19 protein-coding genes are annotated in these 18246 nt (G+C 52.3%); 7 read left to right on the plus strand and 12 right to left on the minus strand.

Annotated elements, in window-relative coordinates:
* Positions 1-154: 154 nt before the first annotated feature.
* From HV302_RS12855 to sad, 5 genes are all read right to left on the minus strand, one after another.
* Positions 155-1606 carry a tagaturonate reductase gene (locus tag HV302_RS12855; RefSeq protein ID WP_181625906.1) on the minus strand — a complete coding sequence of 484 codons (1452 nt, stop codon included), beginning with the start codon at positions 1604-1606 and terminating at the stop codon, positions 155-157.
* 106 nt (positions 1607-1712) lie between these two features.
* The gene (locus tag HV302_RS12860; RefSeq protein WP_181625907.1) at positions 1713-2240 is read right to left on the minus strand and encodes a GNAT family N-acetyltransferase; all 528 of its coding nucleotides are present in this window, start codon (positions 2238-2240) and stop codon (positions 1713-1715) included.
* 81 nt (positions 2241-2321) lie between these two features.
* Positions 2322-2681, minus strand: coding sequence for a DUF4186 domain-containing protein (locus HV302_RS12865; protein ID WP_181625908.1), 360 nt, complete (start codon positions 2679-2681; stop codon positions 2322-2324).
* Complete coding sequence (glsB, locus tag HV302_RS12870; protein ID WP_016153077.1) at positions 2681-3607, minus strand: glutaminase B; 927 nt, start codon at positions 3605-3607, stop codon at positions 2681-2683. Before glsB ends, HV302_RS12865 begins: the two co-directional genes overlap by 1 nt.
* Before the next feature lie 175 nt (positions 3608-3782).
* Positions 3783-5171, minus strand: coding sequence for a succinate-semialdehyde dehydrogenase (gene sad, locus HV302_RS12875; RefSeq protein WP_191212341.1), 1389 nt, complete (start codon positions 5169-5171; stop codon positions 3783-3785).
* A 102-nt stretch (positions 5172-5273) separates the two neighbouring features.
* Between sad and ptrR the strand changes: the two genes are divergently transcribed.
* Both ptrR and HV302_RS12885 read left to right on the plus strand, forming a co-directional pair.
* On the plus strand, positions 5274-6149 hold the full coding sequence (gene ptrR / locus HV302_RS12880) for a putrescine utilization regulator PtrR (protein WP_016153075.1): 876 nt from the start codon (positions 5274-5276) through the stop codon (positions 6147-6149).
* A gap of 221 nt (positions 6150-6370) precedes the next feature.
* On the plus strand, positions 6371-7567 hold the full coding sequence (locus HV302_RS12885) for a sugar transporter (protein WP_019076778.1): 1197 nt from the start codon (positions 6371-6373) through the stop codon (positions 7565-7567).
* 35 nt (positions 7568-7602) lie between these two features.
* Here HV302_RS12885 and HV302_RS12890 read toward each other — a convergent pair whose 3' ends face one another.
* Positions 7603-8268 (minus strand): MarC family NAAT transporter, encoded by a 666-nt coding sequence (locus tag HV302_RS12890; protein WP_016153073.1) that lies wholly within the window; start codon positions 8266-8268, stop codon positions 7603-7605.
* A 257-nt stretch (positions 8269-8525) separates the two neighbouring features.
* Here HV302_RS12890 and marR point away from each other — a divergent pair, with 257 nt between their 5' ends.
* From marR to marB, 3 genes are read left to right on the plus strand one after another with little or no spacing between them, the layout of a single operon-like run.
* A complete protein-coding gene (gene marR / locus HV302_RS12895; protein WP_016156485.1) occupies positions 8526-8960 on the plus strand; it encodes a multiple antibiotic resistance transcriptional regulator MarR in 435 nt (144 codons plus the stop codon).
* Positions 8961-8978: 18 nt separating this feature from the next.
* Positions 8979-9362 carry an MDR efflux pump AcrAB transcriptional activator MarA gene (marA, locus tag HV302_RS12900; protein ID WP_003032424.1) on the plus strand — a complete coding sequence of 128 codons (384 nt, stop codon included), beginning with the start codon at positions 8979-8981 and terminating at the stop codon, positions 9360-9362.
* Positions 9363-9392: 30 nt separating this feature from the next.
* On the plus strand, positions 9393-9611 hold the full coding sequence (marB, locus tag HV302_RS12905) for a multiple antibiotic resistance protein MarB (protein WP_016153071.1): 219 nt from the start codon (positions 9393-9395) through the stop codon (positions 9609-9611).
* A 30-nt stretch (positions 9612-9641) separates the two neighbouring features.
* Here the strand turns inward: marB and eamA are convergent, their stop codons facing one another.
* On the minus strand, positions 9642-10541 hold the full coding sequence (gene eamA, locus HV302_RS12910) for an O-acetylserine/cysteine exporter (RefSeq protein WP_019076776.1): 900 nt from the start codon (positions 10539-10541) through the stop codon (positions 9642-9644).
* A 198-nt stretch (positions 10542-10739) separates the two neighbouring features.
* Between eamA and ydeE the strand changes: the two genes are divergently transcribed.
* Complete coding sequence (gene ydeE, locus HV302_RS12915; RefSeq protein WP_047359042.1) at positions 10740-11927, plus strand: efflux MFS transporter YdeE; 1188 nt, start codon at positions 10740-10742, stop codon at positions 11925-11927.
* A 49-nt stretch (positions 11928-11976) separates the two neighbouring features.
* Here the strand turns inward: ydeE and urtE are convergent, their stop codons facing one another.
* The 5 genes from urtE to urtA are packed head-to-tail and all read right to left on the minus strand — an operon-like array spanning position 11977 to position 17444.
* Positions 11977-12675: an urea ABC transporter ATP-binding subunit UrtE gene (gene urtE, locus HV302_RS12920; RefSeq protein ID WP_191212325.1), complete on the minus strand. Its 699-nt coding sequence runs from the start codon at positions 12673-12675 to the stop codon at positions 11977-11979.
* A gap of 9 nt (positions 12676-12684) precedes the next feature.
* Positions 12685-13482 (minus strand): urea ABC transporter ATP-binding protein UrtD, encoded by a 798-nt coding sequence (gene urtD / locus HV302_RS12925; protein WP_016153067.1) that lies wholly within the window; start codon positions 13480-13482, stop codon positions 12685-12687.
* The gene (gene urtC / locus HV302_RS12930) at positions 13482-14555 is read right to left on the minus strand and encodes an urea ABC transporter permease subunit UrtC (RefSeq protein ID WP_181625911.1); all 1074 of its coding nucleotides are present in this window, start codon (positions 14553-14555) and stop codon (positions 13482-13484) included. Before urtC ends, urtD begins: the two co-directional genes overlap by 1 nt.
* Positions 14555-16129, minus strand: coding sequence for an urea ABC transporter permease subunit UrtB (gene urtB / locus HV302_RS12935; protein WP_181625912.1), 1575 nt, complete (start codon positions 16127-16129; stop codon positions 14555-14557). Before urtB ends, urtC begins: the two co-directional genes overlap by 1 nt.
* A gap of 43 nt (positions 16130-16172) precedes the next feature.
* On the minus strand, positions 16173-17444 hold the full coding sequence (urtA, locus tag HV302_RS12940) for an urea ABC transporter substrate-binding protein (RefSeq protein WP_181625913.1): 1272 nt from the start codon (positions 17442-17444) through the stop codon (positions 16173-16175).
* A gap of 486 nt (positions 17445-17930) precedes the next feature.
* On the opposite strand from urtA, the gene mgtS reads away from it, so the two are divergent.
* Positions 17931-18026 carry a protein MgtS gene (gene mgtS, locus HV302_RS12945; protein WP_003032406.1) on the plus strand — a complete coding sequence of 32 codons (96 nt, stop codon included), beginning with the start codon at positions 17931-17933 and terminating at the stop codon, positions 18024-18026.
* The last annotated feature ends 220 nt before the right edge of the window (positions 18027-18246 follow it).

The following is an 18246-nucleotide window of genomic DNA, read 5'->3' on the forward strand; positions in this document are numbered from 1 at the left end:
GTTGCAAGTTAATCGCAACATTAACTAAACAACTTTTGAGCTGCCAGAACCACCGCGCACCGGAGTTACAGAACGGTGTAGTCATTAATAAACAATAGTATGTTGTAACTAAGGAATGTTCTATAAAAAACCCGGCCTGAGCCGGGTTGTCTTCTTAGCATAATGGCTTAACGGCTTCACGCATGCCTTTGGCCAGAATGGTATCCAGATCGGCTGAAACCTGTTCCACGAGTCCGGAAACCTGAGTCAGGTCCTGTTCCCAGTGTTCTTTAACGTCCAGTACCGATTTGACTAACTCTTCGGTGCTTATCTGGCGGTCATGATGCTGGGACCACAGCTGTTGAAAACGTGCCACCCAGTGCGCATCATCCTGGACCGGATAAGCCTCACCGTTACGCTCTCCACGATAGAAAGCAATCAGCGCGGCAAGCGCAAACGTCAGGCGCGCCGGCAGTTTACCGCTGGCCTGTTGCCCTGCCAGCAGCTGCGGCAATATACGGGTACGGAATTTAGTCATGCCGTTCAGGGCAATCGACAGCAACTGATGCTTGATGTACGGATTGCAGAATCGACCGGTCACCGCGCTGGCGAAAGACGCCAGCTCATCGCGGGGTAAATCCAGTACCGGAATGATCTCTTCATAAATCGCTTTTTCAACGAAGGCGCAAATCTCTGCGTCATTCATCGCCTCACCCACGGTGTCCAGCCCTGCCTGCCAGGCAACGGGAACCAGTGCGGTGTGTGCGCCGTTGAGAATCGCCACTTTTCGTTCTTTGTACGGTTTGATGTCATCAACAATCAGGACATTAAGCGGATATTTATCCAGACGCAGCTCTGCAGCTAATGACTTCGGTCCCTGAATAACGAACAGATAGAAGTGTTCTGCAGTGTCGAGGAAGGCATCGTGATAGCCCAACTCAGCTTCCAGTTTCTCCACTTCGTCACGCGGATAACCGGTAACAATGCGGTCCACCAGTGTGGAGCAAAATGCGTTGGCCTGATCCAGCCACTGAATAAATGCCTCCGGCAGCGCCCACTCCTGAGCGTAGCGCAGCACCAGTTCACGCAGCGCATCACCATTGTAATCAATCAGTTCGCAAGGAATGATAATCCAGCCTTTATCCGACGCGCCATTAAAATGGCTGAAGCGTTCGAACAACAGTCGGGTCAGTTTAGCCGGATAACTCACGGCCGGTGCATCCTCAAACTTATCGCCCGCGTGGTAGCTGATGCCCGCTTCAGTCGTGTTGGAGAACACAAAACGCATATCTGGATTATGCGCCAGCTTCAGGAACTCATCGTATTCGCTATAGACGCTGATTTCGCGGTTAACCGAACGGATCAAACGGGCATCGCTTACGGCCTCGCCCTTCTCATTCAAACCACGAATGATGGTGGTATAGAGACCATCCTGCGTACTCAGCGATGGCGGGAAGGTACTTTCGATGGGACGAACAATGACTACACCAGCGTTCAGATCGGTATGTTCGTTCAGCAAATCGACTTGCCAGTCAACAAAGGCGCGCAGGAAGTTTCCTTCACCAAACTGAATAATGCGTTCAGGATACTGAGCACCGGGGAAATCGCGACGATTTAGTGTTTGCACAATGGGTTCCCTTTTTAATTAGTCATACAACCTGATTGAATTGGTCCAATAGGTTAGCAAACTTTAATACATTGAAACCCTGTTTTGATCAATCCCCGGCGACAAATTAGAGAGTTTTGTAGAAAAGTGTGGTTCCGGTCAGCTTCCCGTCAGGCATTTTTGCATAGTCCGGTATCACCCCTACTTTTTGCCATCCAGAATTGTGGTAGAACAACTCAGCACCACTGCCCGTCGCTGTATCAAGCACCAGCAGCGTTTTCCCTTGCTGACGCGCGCAGTTTTCGAGTTCGTTCATCAACGTCCGGGCAACACCACCGCGCCGGGCTGAGGGGTGAACCAGCAGCTTGGCGACATCAGCACGATGAGGTTGGTTTTCGGGTTGATCGATAATGAGCTGGACGGTACCGACAAGCCCCCCCTGTGCGTTCTGCGTACCCAGAACAATCCTTTCTCCACGGTCAACGCTTTGCGCGACACTTATCCAGAAAGGCCGTGATTTATCACCACTAAAAGGGAGCATAAAGCTGACAGAGGCGCCATCATTGACGCATGTTTCAAGGATGTCGCTGAATTCATCGATTCTCGACAGAATCTGGGCCGCACTCAGCACAAAGCAGGGTTTACAGGAAGCCATTTTTTTCTCCTTAGAATGACCCCTTCACACTGCTTTTAACAATTGCACAACACAAGGAGTCATATCATAGGATTATGTTATCTATGGCTTGTTCATCTGGATCACTAGCCAGTGGTAGATAACCGTGACAACGTAACGCTGCTGTTCATCGTTTAACGCCACACCCTGAGGGATATCATGCCATTTCGCCAGACATCCCCGACAACAGGTCGCCGTGGCATGTTGAGCGATAAATACCGGATGCCCGCGCATGGGTGTCTGCTTACCGTCATTGGCAGGAAACGCGGGCGCCAGCCGTTTGGCAATAAAATCCGTGGCGTGTTGTTCGATAACCGGCGCGCCTTTATCCAGACAATACTGCCTTTCTTTCTCGCCAAGGCGAAATCGCGAGCGAAACGTTGATTTCGCCAGCCGGGCAAAAAGAGGATCGAGCGTGTTCATCAGTAAACCGAGCGCCCCAGTTGTTGCGTTAATTGCTCCAGTACGGCGATACCCGCCAGCGAATTTCCCGCCGCATCCAGTTCCGGACTCCAGACGGCAATCGCCATCTCGTGAGGCACGATAGCCACGATACCGCCCCCCACACCAGATTTCGCCGGTAAGCCCACTCGCCAGGCAAATTCCCCTGCGTTCTGATACATGCCACTGGTCGCCATCAGCGCGTTGATCTGCCGGGCCTGCATAGGCGTCACCACGGGCTCTGCAAGATGAAAAGCATGTCCCTGATTCGCCAGAAAGACGAACGTGCGGGCCAGCTCCACACAGCTCATTTTCAGTGCGCAGTAGTGAAAGTAATTTTGCAAAACGGTGGTCACGTCATGGTGAAAATTGCCAAAGGACTTCATTAACCAGGCAATAGCCGCGTTACGCGCCGAGTGCTCAAATTCAGAACGCGCCACCGTCGCATCATAGGCGATATCCGAAACACCGCTTAGCGCCCGTACCACTTCCAGCATCCGTTGACGCGGTGCGCTCAGACGTCCTTGCAGCATATCGCAAACCACCAGTGCCCCGGCGTTGATAAAGGGATTGCGTGGGATCCCTTGCTCCATTTCCAGCTGCACCAGGGAGTTAAAAGGATGACCGGAAGGATCCTTGCCGACACGTTGCCAGATTTCATCTTCCTGATAGTGACGCATCGCCACGACCAGACTGAGCACCTTTGAAATTGACTGAATAGAAAAACGCTCTTGCGCATCCCCCGCCTGATAGTGCTGTCCATCGACGGTGCAAATAGCAATACCCAGTTTTGAACCGTCGACAGAAGCTAAGGCAGGAATGTAATCAGCGACTTTACCCTGACCAATCAGCGGACGAACCTGCTGCACAATGGTCTCTAAAATTGAATTGTCCATGGCCCTGGCCACAACATGCTCCTTGCTCGCAGGTATGAAAGGCCTGCGAGTATAACAGAGCTGAATACGCAGCGTCAGGCCGGAAGGCGGAATCTGCCCACGGTCTGCATGAGCGGGTGAGATTCATGACGCAGACCGAAACATCGCAGAATTAAGGCCGGTGCCCCCGTCGGAGGCACCCACACCATCAGAGGCGGTTTTTCCAGACGGTCTGTACATTACAAAACTCATGCAGACCAAAGTGTGAAAGCTCGCGGCCAAAACCACTTTTCTTCACGCCGCCAAAAGCAACGCGGGCATCGCTGGCGCTGTAACCATTGATAAATACGCCCCCACACTCCAGGCGTGACGCCATCTTCTGCGCCAGAGCTTCATCCGCGGTGAACACCGTGGCTGATAAGCCGAAATCACTGTCATTAGCCAGCGCTAAGGCATGTTCCGCATTCTTTGCAACGGTAATCGCTGCAACCGGGCCAAACAGCTCCTGACGAAAAGCCGTCATCTCCGGGGTGACATCACCCAGAACCGTCACGGCATAGTAATTGCCCTGACCCGCGATTTTTTCCCCGCCGAGAAGTAACCGCGCGCCTTCGGCAAGGGAGGCTTCGACCTGCTGATGCAGTTCATCGCGCAGATCAAATCTTGCCATCGGACCCAGATCGTTTTCTTCGTTCAGCGGGTCGCCCATTTTGAGCGCGCTCGCGGCCGCCACAAAACGAGACGTAAATGCTGCCGCAATTCCTTCTTCGATAATAAAGCGCTTTGCTGCCGCACAAACCTGTCCGGTATTCTGATAACGACCGGCGACCGCCGCCTTAACGGCCAGATCGAGGTCAGCATCATTAAGAACAATAAACGGATCGGAACCCCCCAGTTCAAGCACGCATTTTTTCAGCGCCGCACCCGCCTGAGCACCAATCGCCGCACCGGCTCGAACGCTGCCCGTCACCGTTACCGCCGCGATACGCGGGTCATTGATCATCTGACTTACCCCGGCGTTATCGGCATTCACCCAACCATAAACACCCGCGGGAACGCCCGCATCAGCAAAAACCTGCGCGATAATCGCAGCACAGCCGGTTACGTTTGGTGCATGCTTTAACAGATAGCCATTTCCGGCCAGCAGAATTGGAACGGCGCCGCGAAGTACCTGCCAGAGCGGGAAGTTCCACGGCATGATCGCCAGAATAGTTCCAACGGGGCGATACTCAATCACCGCCTGGTTGTTCTCCACCAGCGTAGGTTCCGGGTTGAGCATCGCCGGTCCATGTTCGGCGTACCAGTCACACAATGCGGCTGATTTGGCAACTTCACCACGCGCCTGCTTGATGGGTTTCCCCATTTCACGTGAGATACACTGCGCCATCTCTTCCGCGCGATGACGCAGAGCCTGCCCGATATGACGCAGCGTTTGCGCACGGTGCTCAACGGCAGTGTGTTTCCATTCGCGGCAGCCATTCGCGGCAAGGCTCAGCGCATGTGCAATCTCTTCAGTACTGGCCCACGGCATTGCCGCCAACCTTTCACCGTTGGTAGGGTTAACGGAAATCGCATGTGTTGCTGCTGTGATAGTCATAAGTGCCTCTCTTTATCGCAGGGTATGGTCATATCATGCGCATATTTACTCTTTCTGAAAAATGAATAATATTAACCACACCATTCACGAATAGAGAATATTATGGATCTGACGCAACTGGAAATGTTTAACGCCGTCGCGGAGACAGGCAGTATTACGCAGGCCGCCGCGAAGGTGCATCGCGTGCCATCCAATCTCACCACCCGTATTCGCCAGCTTGAAGCCGACCTTGGCGTCGATCTGTTTATTCGTGAAAATCAGCGTTTGCGGCTTTCCCCGTCCGGGCACAATTTTTTACGCTACAGCCAGCGGATCCTCGCCCTGGTTGACGAGGCGAGAATGGTCGTCGCCGGCGATGAACCGCAGGGGTTGTTCTCTCTTGGCTCACTCGAGAGTACTGCCGCTGTGCGGATCCCTGCCACGCTGGCTGAATATAATCAGCGTTACCCCAAAATTCAGTTTGCGCTGGCGACAGGTCCTTCAGGCACGATGCTGGACGGCGTGCTCGACGGGACGCTGAACGCCGCCTTTGTCGACGGCCCAATTACTCATCCAGGTCTTGAAGGAATGCCGGTCTACCGTGAAGAGATGATGATAGTCACTCCGCACGGTCATCCCCCTATCCAGCGGGCCAGCGACGTTAACGGTTGCAGCATTTACGCCTTTCGCGCCAACTGTTCCTATCGTCGCCATTTTGAAAGCTGGTTTCATGCCGATCGCGCAATGCCCGGCACCATTCATGAAATGGAGTCGTATCACGGCATGCTGGCTTGCGTCATTGCCGGTGCGGGTATCGCGCTGATCCCGCGTTCGATGCTGGAGAGCATGCCAGGACACCATCAGGTCCACGCCTGGCCGCTAAGCGAAAACTGGCGCTGGCTGAATACGTGGCTGGTCTGGCGCAGAGGGGCAATGACGAGGCAACTGGAAGCGTTTATTGAGGTATTGAACCCTCAGTTGTCGAAAAGCACGGAATAATTCGCGATTCTCAAACAACGCCATAAATAGCGTTCCGGGTGAATTCGCACGCCCGGAATTTCATTAATAATGAAATAGTTAAAATTACGCGAAATGTTCGGCAGTCAATTTTGCCACCCAGTCAATGAAATGAGATCTGCATCACGAAATGATTGTATTTTAGCCAGCAAAAGTTTTAAGATCGTGGCCTTACCTTTTCGCAGCTAATCCACCTAATTGATATGACAACAGACACTGTTTCCCGCAAGGTCGCGTGGCTTCGGGTAGTTACGCTTGCCATTGCCGGTTTTATTTTCAATACCACTGAGTTTGTCCCTGTCGGTTTGTTATCCGACATCGCACAAAGTTTTAATATGCAGACCGCTCAGGTCGGGATCATGCTGACGATCTACGCCTGGGTTGTCGCCCTGATGTCGCTGCCTTTCATGCTGCTTACCAGCCAGGTAGAACGCCGCAAACTTCTGATCTGCCTGTTTGTCGTTTTTATCGCCAGCCACGTTCTCTCTTTCCTGGCATGGAATTTTACCGTGCTGGTAATCAGTCGTATCGGTATTGCTTTTGCCCACGCTATTTTCTGGTCGATCACCGCATCGCTGGCGATTCGCCTGGCTCCTGCCGGGAAACGCGCGCAGGCTCTCAGCCTGATTGCGACCGGCACCGCGCTGGCGATGGTGCTGGGCCTGCCTATCGGGCGCATCGTTGGCCAGTATTTTGGCTGGCGTACTACCTTCTTCGCCATCGGTATGGGGGCGTTAGTCACCCTACTTTGCTTGATTAAGCTCCTGCCAAAATTACCCAGTGAGCATTCCGGTTCATTAAAAAGCCTGCCGGTTTTATTCCGCCGTCCGGCATTGATGAGCCTGTATCTGCTGACGGTGATTGTGGTCACCGCGCATTACACGGCCTACAGCTATATCGAACCGTTTGTACAGACCGTCGCCGGGCTGAGCGCAAACTTTGCCACAGTCCTGCTGCTGGTTCTGGGTGGCGCGGGGATTGTCGGTAGCGTCATTTTTGGCAAGCTAGGTAATCAACATGCTTCCGTATTGATTAGTAGCGCCATTGCCCTGCTGACGGTGTGCCTGGTGCTGTTACTGCCCGCAGCGGACAGCGAAATGCATCTGGCCGTCCTGAGTATATTCTGGGGCATCGCCATTATGTTGATAGGCCTGGGTATGCAGGTCAAAGTGCTGGCGCTGGCCCCGGATGCCACCGACGTCGCAATGGCCCTTTTCTCAGGTATCTTTAATATTGGGATAGGCGCTGGCGCGCTGGTGGGAAATCAGGTGAGTCTGCACTGGTCAATGTCTACGATTGGTTACGTAGGTGCAGTGCCTGCGGTTGTGGCGTTCATATGGTCGGTGATTATCTTCCGTAAATGGCCAGTATCACTGGAAGAGCAGCCTCAGCATTCATGAAAGCGTGCCCGATAGACAATACCGGGCACGTTGTTTTAAGCGTAAGTTTTAATGATTTCCAGCACGCCGTTAATAATAAACTGCACGCCCATACATACCAGCAGGAAGCCCATCAGACGGGAGATCGCCTCAATACCGCCTTTGCCGACCAGGCGCATAATTCCGCCAGAACTGCGCAAACAGCCCCACAGGATAACCCCGACCACCGCAAAAATAATCGGCGGTGCGACCATTATCACCCAGTCCGGAAACTCAGCCCCATGACGCACGGTGGACGCCGAGCTGATGATCATTGCAATCGTACCCGGACCCGCGGTGCTTGGCATGGCCAGCGGAACAAATGCAATATTGGCAGTCGGTTCATCTTCCAGTTCTTCTGATTTGCTTCTCGCTTCCGGAGAGTCATGTGCCTTCTGCTGTGGAAACAACATTCGAAAGCCGATAAACGCAACGATTAACCCACCCGCGATACGTAACCCGGGAATCGAAATCCCGAAGGTATTCATCACCAGTTGTCCGGCATAATACGCCACCATCATGATGGCAAACACGTAAACGGACGCCATGAGTGACTGACGGTTACGCTCTGCGCTGTTCATGTTGCCGGCAAGGCCGAGGAACAACGCCACGGTGGTTAACGGGTTTGCCAACGGTAACAGGACTACCAGCCCCAGTCCTATTGCTTTAAACAAGTCCATCATAATGTCATCTTTCCTGTGCGTTAATCGTCAACGGCAAGTATACGGTGAAATCCGGGAGATAAGCCATTTTCGCGGTGTAAGGATTCATTTTTCATCCGCACGTATAAGCCATAATTTTCAAACCGTTAAAATTCCACTCGCCAAAAATTGAGTCTGATGATTTAGCAAAACGTGGCATTTGCTGACCCATTCATTTGACTTATATTTGCCTAAGCAATAATATCAGCCGTGACTAACTACTTGCCAGGGCAACCATTGTGAAAAGCACCAGTGATCTGTTTAACGAAATCATCCCACTGGGTCGTTTGATCTACATGGTTAATCAGAAAAAAGATCGTTTGCTAAACGACTATCTGTCACCGCTGGATATCACGGCATCACAGTTCAAGGTGCTCTGCTCCATCCGTTGCGCGGTGTGTATTACCCCTGTCGAATTGAAAAAAGTGCTGTCTGTCGATCTCGGCGCCCTGACGCGGATGCTGGACAGGCTGGCCTGTAAAGGCTGGATAGAAAGGCTTCCGAATCCACATGACAAGCGAGGCGTGCTGGTGAAACTCACCGAGCATGGCGCGGCAATTTGCGAGCAGTGTCATCAATTAGTAGGGCAAGACCTGCACCAGGAACTAACAAAAAACTTAACGGCGGATGAAGTGACCACGCTTGAGCATTTGCTGAAGAAAATCCTGCCGTAAACAGAAAGAGGTATGACGATGTCCAGACGCAATACTGACACAATCACTATTCATAGCATTTTGGACTGGATCGAAAATAACCTTGAATCGCCGCTCTCGCTGGAAAAGGTGTCAGAGCGTTCAGGTTACTCCAAATGGCACCTGCAACGGATGTTTAAAAAAGAAACCGGTCATTCACTGGGTCAATACATCCGTAGCCGTAAAATGACTGAAATAGCGCAAAAATTAAAAGAGAGTAACGAGCCGATCCTTTATCTGGCGGAGCGTTACGGCTTTGAGTCCCAGCAAACGCTGACCCGGACATTCAAAAACTATTTTGATGTTCCGCCGCATAAATACCGTATGACGAATATGCACGGCGAATCACGCTATTTGCTGCCACTCAATCAATGTAATTGCTAATCGCCAGTTAACGACGTAACCGAGGAAATCATGAAACTTCTGTCTTATGCGATGCTGGCCCTGCTGTATGTTGTTTCAGGCCAGAGCATGGCGGAACAGACCGCGCAGCCTGCCACACAAAACAGTCGTGACGCGATGATTATGCCACCTGCGCACGATCGGTCCCCGTTCGATTTTAATCATATGGGTGCAGGCAGCGACAAATCCGACGAATTAGGTGTGCCTTATTACAATATGCGCAACCTGTAATTTTTTTGCCCCGTCACTGCGGGGCTTTTTTTACCCTCTCGCCTGCGCAGTCTTACGCAACCGAAAGCCAAACACATTAATGTACAATCCTGCCATGATCAGCAGCGCACCGAGCAGTTGTAATCCGGTAAGCGTTTCATCCAGCAGCACGGCCGCGCTCGCTAGTCCAACAACCGGCACCAACAGCGACAACGGCGCGACACGCCAGGTTTCATAACGCCCGAGTAAAGATCCCCAGATGCCATAACCCACAATGGTTGCCACAAACGCCAGATAAACCAGTGACAGAATGGTGGTCATATCTATCGTCACCAGACTTTGGATAATTTGCGTTGGGCCATCGAGAAGTATTGAGGCGAGGAAGAATGGGACAACAGGAATCAACGCACTCCATACCACCAACGACATCACCGCCGGGCGTGACGTATGCTGCATGATTTTTTTATTAAAGATATTACCGCTGGCCCAGCTTAGTGCCGCCGCCAGCGTCAGCATAAAACCGAGCATGCCGACATGCTGTCCGTTCAGACTGGCCTCAATCAGCACCAGCACGCCAAATATGGCCAGCGCAATCCCGACCCGTTGTTTACCTTGCAGACGTTCACCAAAGGCGAATGCCCCCAGAATGATGGTGAAAAACGCCTGAGCCTGTAATACCAGAGAAGCTAACCCGGCAGGCATACCGAATTTGATGGCGCTAAAGAGAAACGCGAACTGCCCAAAACTGATGGTCAGCCCATAGCCGAGCAGCAGTGAAAGCGGAATTTTCGGCCGGGCAACAAAGAAAATCGCCGGAAATGCCACCAATAAAAAACGCAACCCAGCCAGCATTAAGGGTGGCATATTGTGTAGCCCCACTTTGATGACGACAAAGTTCAGCCCCCAAACCACAACGACCAGTAACGCTAATAACCCGTCTTTACGCGACATACCACCGCCCCTGCGAATATTAAATTTTTGTAAACAAATTAAAGTAACGGAAATCATTGTCCCGTAACAGATCATTAATTCAGGTAGGCCGCACAGGGCATTTTCGGACAACTTATTGAGTGTACATCACACTTTTAGCATGCTATTTGTTTCTGATATCTAAAAAAAACATAACAACATGCATTGTCGGGCAGGAAAATGAATATCTCTCTGAGAAGGTCCACTCTCGCGTTACTCGCGTCATCATTGTTATTAACGATTGGGCGTGGCGCCACGCTGCCCTTTATGACGATCTACCTCAGCCGACAGTACAATCTGAGCGTCGACCTGATCGGTTATGCGATGACGGTCGCACTGACCATTGGCGTCGTGTTCAGCCTTGGCTTTGGTATTCTGGCCGACAAGTTTGATAAAAAACGCTATATGCTGCTGGCTATCTGCGGCTTTGCCTCTGGCTTTATTGCTATTCCACTGGTGCATAACGTAGTGGTAGTGGTTTTGCTCTTTGCCCTGATCAACTGCGCCTACTCCGTCTTCGCCACGGTGCTGAAAGCCTGGTTTGCCGATAATCTCTCGGCGACCAACAAAACTAAAATTTTCTCGCTTAACTATACCGTGCTGAACATCGGCTGGACCGTAGGCCCACCGCTGGGCACGCTACTGGTGATGCAAAGCATTAACCTGCCGTTCTGGCTCGCTGCTGCATGTTCAGCACTCCCTCTGGTATTTATCCAGACCTGGGTAAAACGTTCACCAGCAGCATCAGAAGGTTTGAACGCCGCAGTTTGGTCCCCCTCGGTACTGCTACGCGACAGAGCATTATTCTGGTTTACGCTGTCAGCATTTTTGGCGTCATTCGTTGGTGGTGCCTTTGCGTCCTGTATTTCGCAATACGTTATGGTGGTTGCAGACGGCGATTTTGCCGAGAAAGTGGTGGCAGTCGTCCTGCCCGTTAATGCCGCCATTGTGGTATCACTGCAATATGCCCTCGGGCGCAGGCTCACCGCCACCAATATCCGCCCGCTAATGACTGTGGGCACGCTGTTCTTTGTGGTCGGTCTGGTTGGCTTCACCTTCTCCGGCAACAACCTGGTGTTATGGGGCATTTCTGCGGCCTTTTTCACTATCGGCGAAGTCATTTACGCGCCGGGTGAATACATGCTCATCGACAACATCGCGCCTGCAGGAATGAAAGCCAGCTATTTTTCCGCCCAGTCGTTAGGCTGGTTGGGCGCAGCGGTAAACCCATTAGTCAGCGGCGTCATTTTAACCACATTGCCGCCGTGGTCGCTGTTTGTGGCGCTGATGGTGGCGATCGTTCTTGCCTGGGCGCTAATGATAAAAGGCATGCGCGCCAAACCCTGGGGCCAGACGGCAGTCTGCTAATTCTGCTAATGATGATCGCGACAGAGCCAAAGCCGCTCTGTCGCGAATCTCAAATGGCGACCAGCCCTCGAACGCCGTCGGACTCCATATTTTTACCGTCACCGCTTTGAATAATGCTGCCTCGCGACATGAGTAAGTATTTGTCGGCCAGTTGCTGCGCAAAATCATAGAACTGCTCCACCAGCAAAATGGCCATGTCACCCCGGTGCGCCAGTTGAGAAATCACCTGCCCAATTTCTTTAATCACTGACGGCTGGATCCCCTCCGTGGGCTCATCGAGGATCAACAACTGCGGGCGACTGGCCAGCGCTCGTCCAATCGCCAGTTGCTGCTGTTGCCCGCCGGACAAATCTCCGCCCCGCCGATGTTTCATCTCCTGTAGAACCGGAAAGAGCGCATAGATATCATCCGGCACACGTCTGGCCTCCTGTGCTGAAAAACGGGAAAGGCCGAGCAGCAGGTTCTCTTCTACCGTCAGACGCGGGAAAATATCGCGACCCTGTGGTACATACGCCACACCGGCCCTGACCCGCTGATGCGGCTTCCAGTGAGTGACATTTTTCTCCTGCCAGAACACACTCCCACTGCGGGCAGGAATAAGCCCCATCAGGCACTTCAGAAGCGTCGTTTTCCCCACGCCGTTACGCCCCAGCAGACATGTCACCTCGCCGATACGCGCCTCAAAGTTCACACTTCGCAGAATATGGCTGCCACCATAATATTGATTCAGTTCTTTCACCTGCAGCATCTGTGCTCCTTAACGCCCGAGATAAACTTCAATAACCTGCTCGTTGGCCTGCACTTCGCGCAGACTTCCCTGAGCCAGAACGCGTCCCTGGTGTAAGACCGTGACGCGATCGGCAATGGTTTCGACAAATCCCATATCGTGCTCAACAACCATCAGCGAGTGCTTCCCGGCAAGCTTACGAAACAGCTCCGCAGTGTATTCCGTCTCCGCATCCGTCATACCCGCCGCGGGTTCATCCAGCAGCAGTAAATGTGGCTCCTGTACCAACAGCATGCCAATTTCGAGAAACTGTTTTTGCCCGTGAGAAAGCAGCCCGGCGCGGCGGGCCCGCTCGTTGCCCAGCCGCAACAGCGCCAGTATTTCATCTATACGATCCCGTTGTTCGCCGGTGAGGCGCGCCCGTAAAGAGCCCCAGACAGATTTATCGCTTTTCAGCGCCAGCTCCAGATTCTCCTCCACCGTTAACGCTTCAAATACCGTGGGTTTCTGAAACTTCCGCCCAATTCCCTGACGTGCAATAGCGATGGGGTCCAGCGTTGTTAAATCGGTCGACTGATCGTATATCGCCCGACCACTTTGCGGCCTGGTTTTGCCGGTAATAACATCCATTAGCGTCGTTTTTCCGGCACCGTTGGGACCAATGATGCAACGCAGTTCCCCAACGCCAATATTGAGCGTGAGATCCGTTAACGCCTGGAATCCATCGAAGTTAACGTTAATTTTTTCCAACTGGAGCACCGGGTCCGTTTGGTTGCGAAACCGATCGCCTGGCATCTGGCGAGTAAAAAGCCCTTCATCTGGCTGCATTATTTGTCTCCCTTGCGAAACAGACCCATCACACCACGAGGTAAAAACAGCGTAACGCCAATAAAGATCAGACCAAGAAACAGTTGCCAGTATTCCGGCATAATGACGGTAAACAGGCTTTTAGCGCCGTTCACCAGTACGGCGCCAAATACCGGGCCAATCAGGGTTCCACGCCCGCCGAGGGCAACCCAAATCGCCGCTTCTATCGAGTTGGTCGGCGACATTTCGCTGGGGTTAATGATTCCCACCTGCGGAACATACAACGCCCCCGCCAGGCCGCACAGCACGGCGGAAAGCGTCCACACCAGCAGCTTGAAACCTTTCGGATCGTAACCACAGAACATCAGTCGGTTCTCGGCGTCGCGCACGGCAGTGAGAATTCGACCAAATTTACTGCGGGCCAGCGCCAGTCCCAGCCATATTGCCAGCACCAGCAGCATGACCGTCGCCAGAAACAGTGCGATACGGGTTGAGGTCGCGGTCACCGGAAATCCCAGAATGGTGGTAAAACCGGTAAAACCGTTATTTCCCCCAAAACCGGTTTCGTTGCGGAAAAACAGTAACATTCCGGCGAAAGTCAGGGCCTGAGTCATGATGGAGAAATAGACCCCTTTGATTTTTGAACGGAAGGCAAACCAGCCAAATACCAGCGCCAGCAGGCCCGGCACCAGCACAACCAGAAACATCGCCCAGATAAAATGTTGCGTTCCCCACCAAAACCAGGGCAGCTCGGTCCACGACAGAAACGACATAAAGGCCGGTAATCCTTCGCCGGAAGCCTGGCGCATCAGGTACATTCCCATCGCATATCCCCCCAGCGCAAAGAAAATACCGTGGCCCAGCGAGAGCATTCCCGCATAGCCCCACACCAGATCCAGCGCTACCGCCACAATGGCATAGCAGAGAATTTTCCCGGCCAGAGTCAATGTCCACACCGATATGGCCAGCGGATGATCCGCAGGTAACAGCGCCAGAAACGGCAGAATAATCAGCGCCAGCAGTAAACCCAGCCCCAGGATGCGTGTCGCGCGCGGCGCTTTACGCGCCAGCGTTAATGTCATTGGCATCGTCATCAGTCAATAACCCTCCCTTTCAACGCGAACAGCCCCTGAGGACGTTTCTGAATAAACAAAATAATCAGCACCAGAATCATAATCTTACCGAGAACCGCTCCCACCTGAGGCTCAAGAATTTTGTTGAAAATCCCAAGCCCAAACGCAGCGGCTACACTCCCCGCGAGTTGTCCCACGCCGCCCAGCACCACCACCAGAAACGAATCGATAATGTAGCTTTGCCCTAGCTCCGGTCCTACGTTGCCTAACTGCGAGAGCGCTACGCCCCCCAGTCCGGCAATCCCTGAACCAAGACCAAAGGCCAGCATATCCACTCGTCCGGTAGGTACGCCGCAGCAGGCCGCCATATTGCGATTTTGCGTCACCGCACGTACGCGCAGTCCGAGACGGGTTTTATTCAACAACAGCCAGGTGAAGAACAGCACCAGAATGGCAAAGCCAAGCACCACAATTCGGTTCCACGGCAAAATCAGATTGGCATAAACCTGAATGCCCCCGGAAAGCCATTCCGGATTTGCGACTTCAAGGTTTTGTGCGCCGAAGGACATACGCACCAACTGGATAAGCATCAGGCTGATCCCCCACGTTGCCAGCAGGGTTTCGAGCGGACGCCCGTATAAATGGCGGATCACTCCGCGCTCGAGTAGCATTCCAACCCCAGCGGTAAGCAAAAAGGCGACCGGAAGCGCAATAACCGGATACCAGGCCAACCATTGCGGGAAAAACTGGCCCATCAGCTGTTGCACCATCCAGGTACCGTAAGCGCCGAGCATTAACATCTCACCATGCGCCATATTAATGACGCCAAGTAAGCCGTAGGTTATCGCCAGACCCAATGCCGCCAGCAGCAAAATGGAGCCCAGCGACAATCCCATAAATGCCTGTCCAAGAAGATCGCCAACCTTCATGCGATGCGCGATGGCATTCAGGCTTTCGTCAGCGGCAGCACGAACGCGGGCATCAGGTTCATGTTCAGCATGGGTGAATGGCTGCAGGCGTGCCTGGGTTTCAGGATCGTTCGACGCCCCTAGCAGTTCGATTGCCTGACGTCTGATCTCAGGCGAGGTGCTCGTCAGTTGCAGGTTTGCCAGTGCAATAGCCAGTAAGGATTTCACGTCAGCATCGGGCTCCTGGGCCAGTCGTTGCTGCAAAAACGGCAGCATCTCCGGCTGGGCCTCACGCTGTAATGTACGCGCTGCCCCGCCTCTTTGCGTGACACTGTCACTTAAGAGTTGGTGGACGGCCAAGGTTCCGGCAACCAGATTACGCAGGCGGTTAGTCAGGCGGATTTTTTTTAGCTCGCCGTTCGGACCTGCCGCCGTTCCTAGCGGTTGTACGTGCGACCCGTTCATGATGAACGCGTTTTTCGCGTTATCTGTCAGCAGGTTCTCATCACTCAGCGCTTTGAGCACCGGCAAGCGTTGAACATCGGGTTTTACCGACCATTGTTCTAGCAAGGCGGCCTGCTGAGTCCGGTTGGCGGCGGTAAAGGTATCGGCATCTGCGGCCTGCGCTATCCACGGCAAAAGCCACGTCAGCAACAACACACCACGAATAAAGCGCATGGCTTTCATGAGCATTCTCCAAAGCGTTGCCCTCCCGCAGGAGGGCGTAAGATCAGTTGCTGGCGGTTTTAACGGGCTGTTCAGATTTTTTATCATTACCGGCGATATACGGACTCCACGGCTGGGCGCGAACCGGCGCTTCGGTTTGCCACACCACGTTAAACTGGCCGTTGCCTTCAATCTCGCCAATCATGACGGGTTTATGCAGGTGATGGTTGGTCGCATCCATGGTCAGGGTAAATCCTGATGGTGCCGCGAATGATTGTCCTGCCATAGCCGCCCGGACTTTATCCACATCGGTAGTTCCGGCTTTTTCTACTGCCTGCGCCCACATATGCAGGCCAACATAAGTGGCTTCCATAGGGTCGTTGGTCACCACCGAATCAGCATTCGGCAGCTTATGTGCTTTGGCATACGCCCGGTAATCCGCGACGAACTTCTTGTTGGCCGCATTATCTACGGACTCAAAGTAGTTCCACGCAGCCAGGTTGCCCACCAGCGGTTTAGTATCGATACCGCGCAACTCCTCCTCACCCACAGAGAATGCCACCACCGGAACATCCGTGGCTTTCAGGCCCTGGTTCGCTAACTCTTTATAGAATGGAACGTTAGAATCCCCGTTGATGGTCGATACCACCGCCGTTTTTCCCCCTGCGGCGAATTTTTTAATACTGGCAACAATGGTCTGGTAATCACTGTGTCCGAATGGGGTATACACCTCTTCGATGTCTTTATCGGCCACGCCTTTCGAATGCAAAAAGGCGCGTAAAATTTTGTTAGTCGTACGCGGATAGACATAGTCCGTACCCAACAGGTAGAAGCGCTTAGCGCTGCCGCCGTCCTCACTCATCAGATACTCAACCGCCGGGATCGCCTGCTGATTAGGCGCAGCGCCGGTATAGAAGACGTTAGGCGACATCTCCTCACCTTCATATTGCACCGGGTAAAACAGCAGACCGTTCAATTCTTCAAATACCGGTAAAACCGATTTACGCGAAACCGATGTCCAGCAGCCGAAAACCGCCGCTACCTTGTCCTGGCTCAGTAACTGACGTGCTTTTTCAGCAAATAACGGCCAGTTCGAGGCTGGGTCAACCACCACCGGTTCCAGCTTTTTGCCCAATACACCGCCCTGCGCATTGATTTCATTAATAGTCATCAACGCCACATCTTTCAGCGGCGTTTCGGAAATAGCCATGGTGCCGGATAACGAATGCATGATGCCAATCTTAATAGTGTCGGCCGCCTGAACGCTAAAACTCATTCCCATTGCGACAACAGAGGCGGAAAGCGCAAAAGCTTTTAAAAATGTACGACGCTGCATAGTTTCACTCCTGAAATTAGTCTTGTTGAAAGCTCCGGTGCAGCCGGGCAGACAAAACGGTGCAAATTAAGGGTATTCAGAAGTGATAAGGCAAAAACGATGCCAGATATTAAAACATCATATAAAATCAATGAATTAGAATTTTAGGCACAAAAATCAGTATTAATTTTTGCCGCCAGAAGGATTAATCGCGTGAAACATTGAACCACAATGAGACAACTCTGCATTATAAACGTGCAACAATGTGTGTCTGTCACACACGGTCATAACGGCGTGCCCCGGTATAAAAACATGGTTATTTGTTCGCAGATAACCGTGCCTTGTCACTATTATTTATTTTTCCCGACGTAATCACGTCAAAATTTTACTTTTCCGCCGAAATAATCACACAGTTCAGCCTTTGTTTAAGATTGAATTGCTACTATAGTCATAAGCGAGGTGAACTTAAGGTAAGAGAGGAAACTCACAAATAAAGGAGCATTTACTATGCTGGGTAATATGAATATTTTTATGGCTGTTCTGGGAATTATTTTATTTTCCGGTTTCCTGGCCGCGTATTTTAGCCACAGATGGGATGATTGATGAACGGAGATAGTCCTGAACCGACCCGGCCCCTTGCTGCGTAGCTGCACAAGGGGCCATTTTTTTACCTGAATTCCCCCTCCCGGCACCTTTTCCCTGATGTACAGATAAAAAAAACCGCCGGATAAACCAGCGGTAAATGCTTGCATGGATAGATTTGTGTTTTGCTTTTATACGCTACCTGGCAATTCCCTGCGAAGATAACGGATAGTTGGCTAAT

Source organism: Citrobacter sp. RHBSTW-00859 (assembly GCF_013729795.1).
GTDB classification, from domain to species: Bacteria; Pseudomonadota; Gammaproteobacteria; order Enterobacterales; family Enterobacteriaceae; genus Citrobacter; species Citrobacter braakii.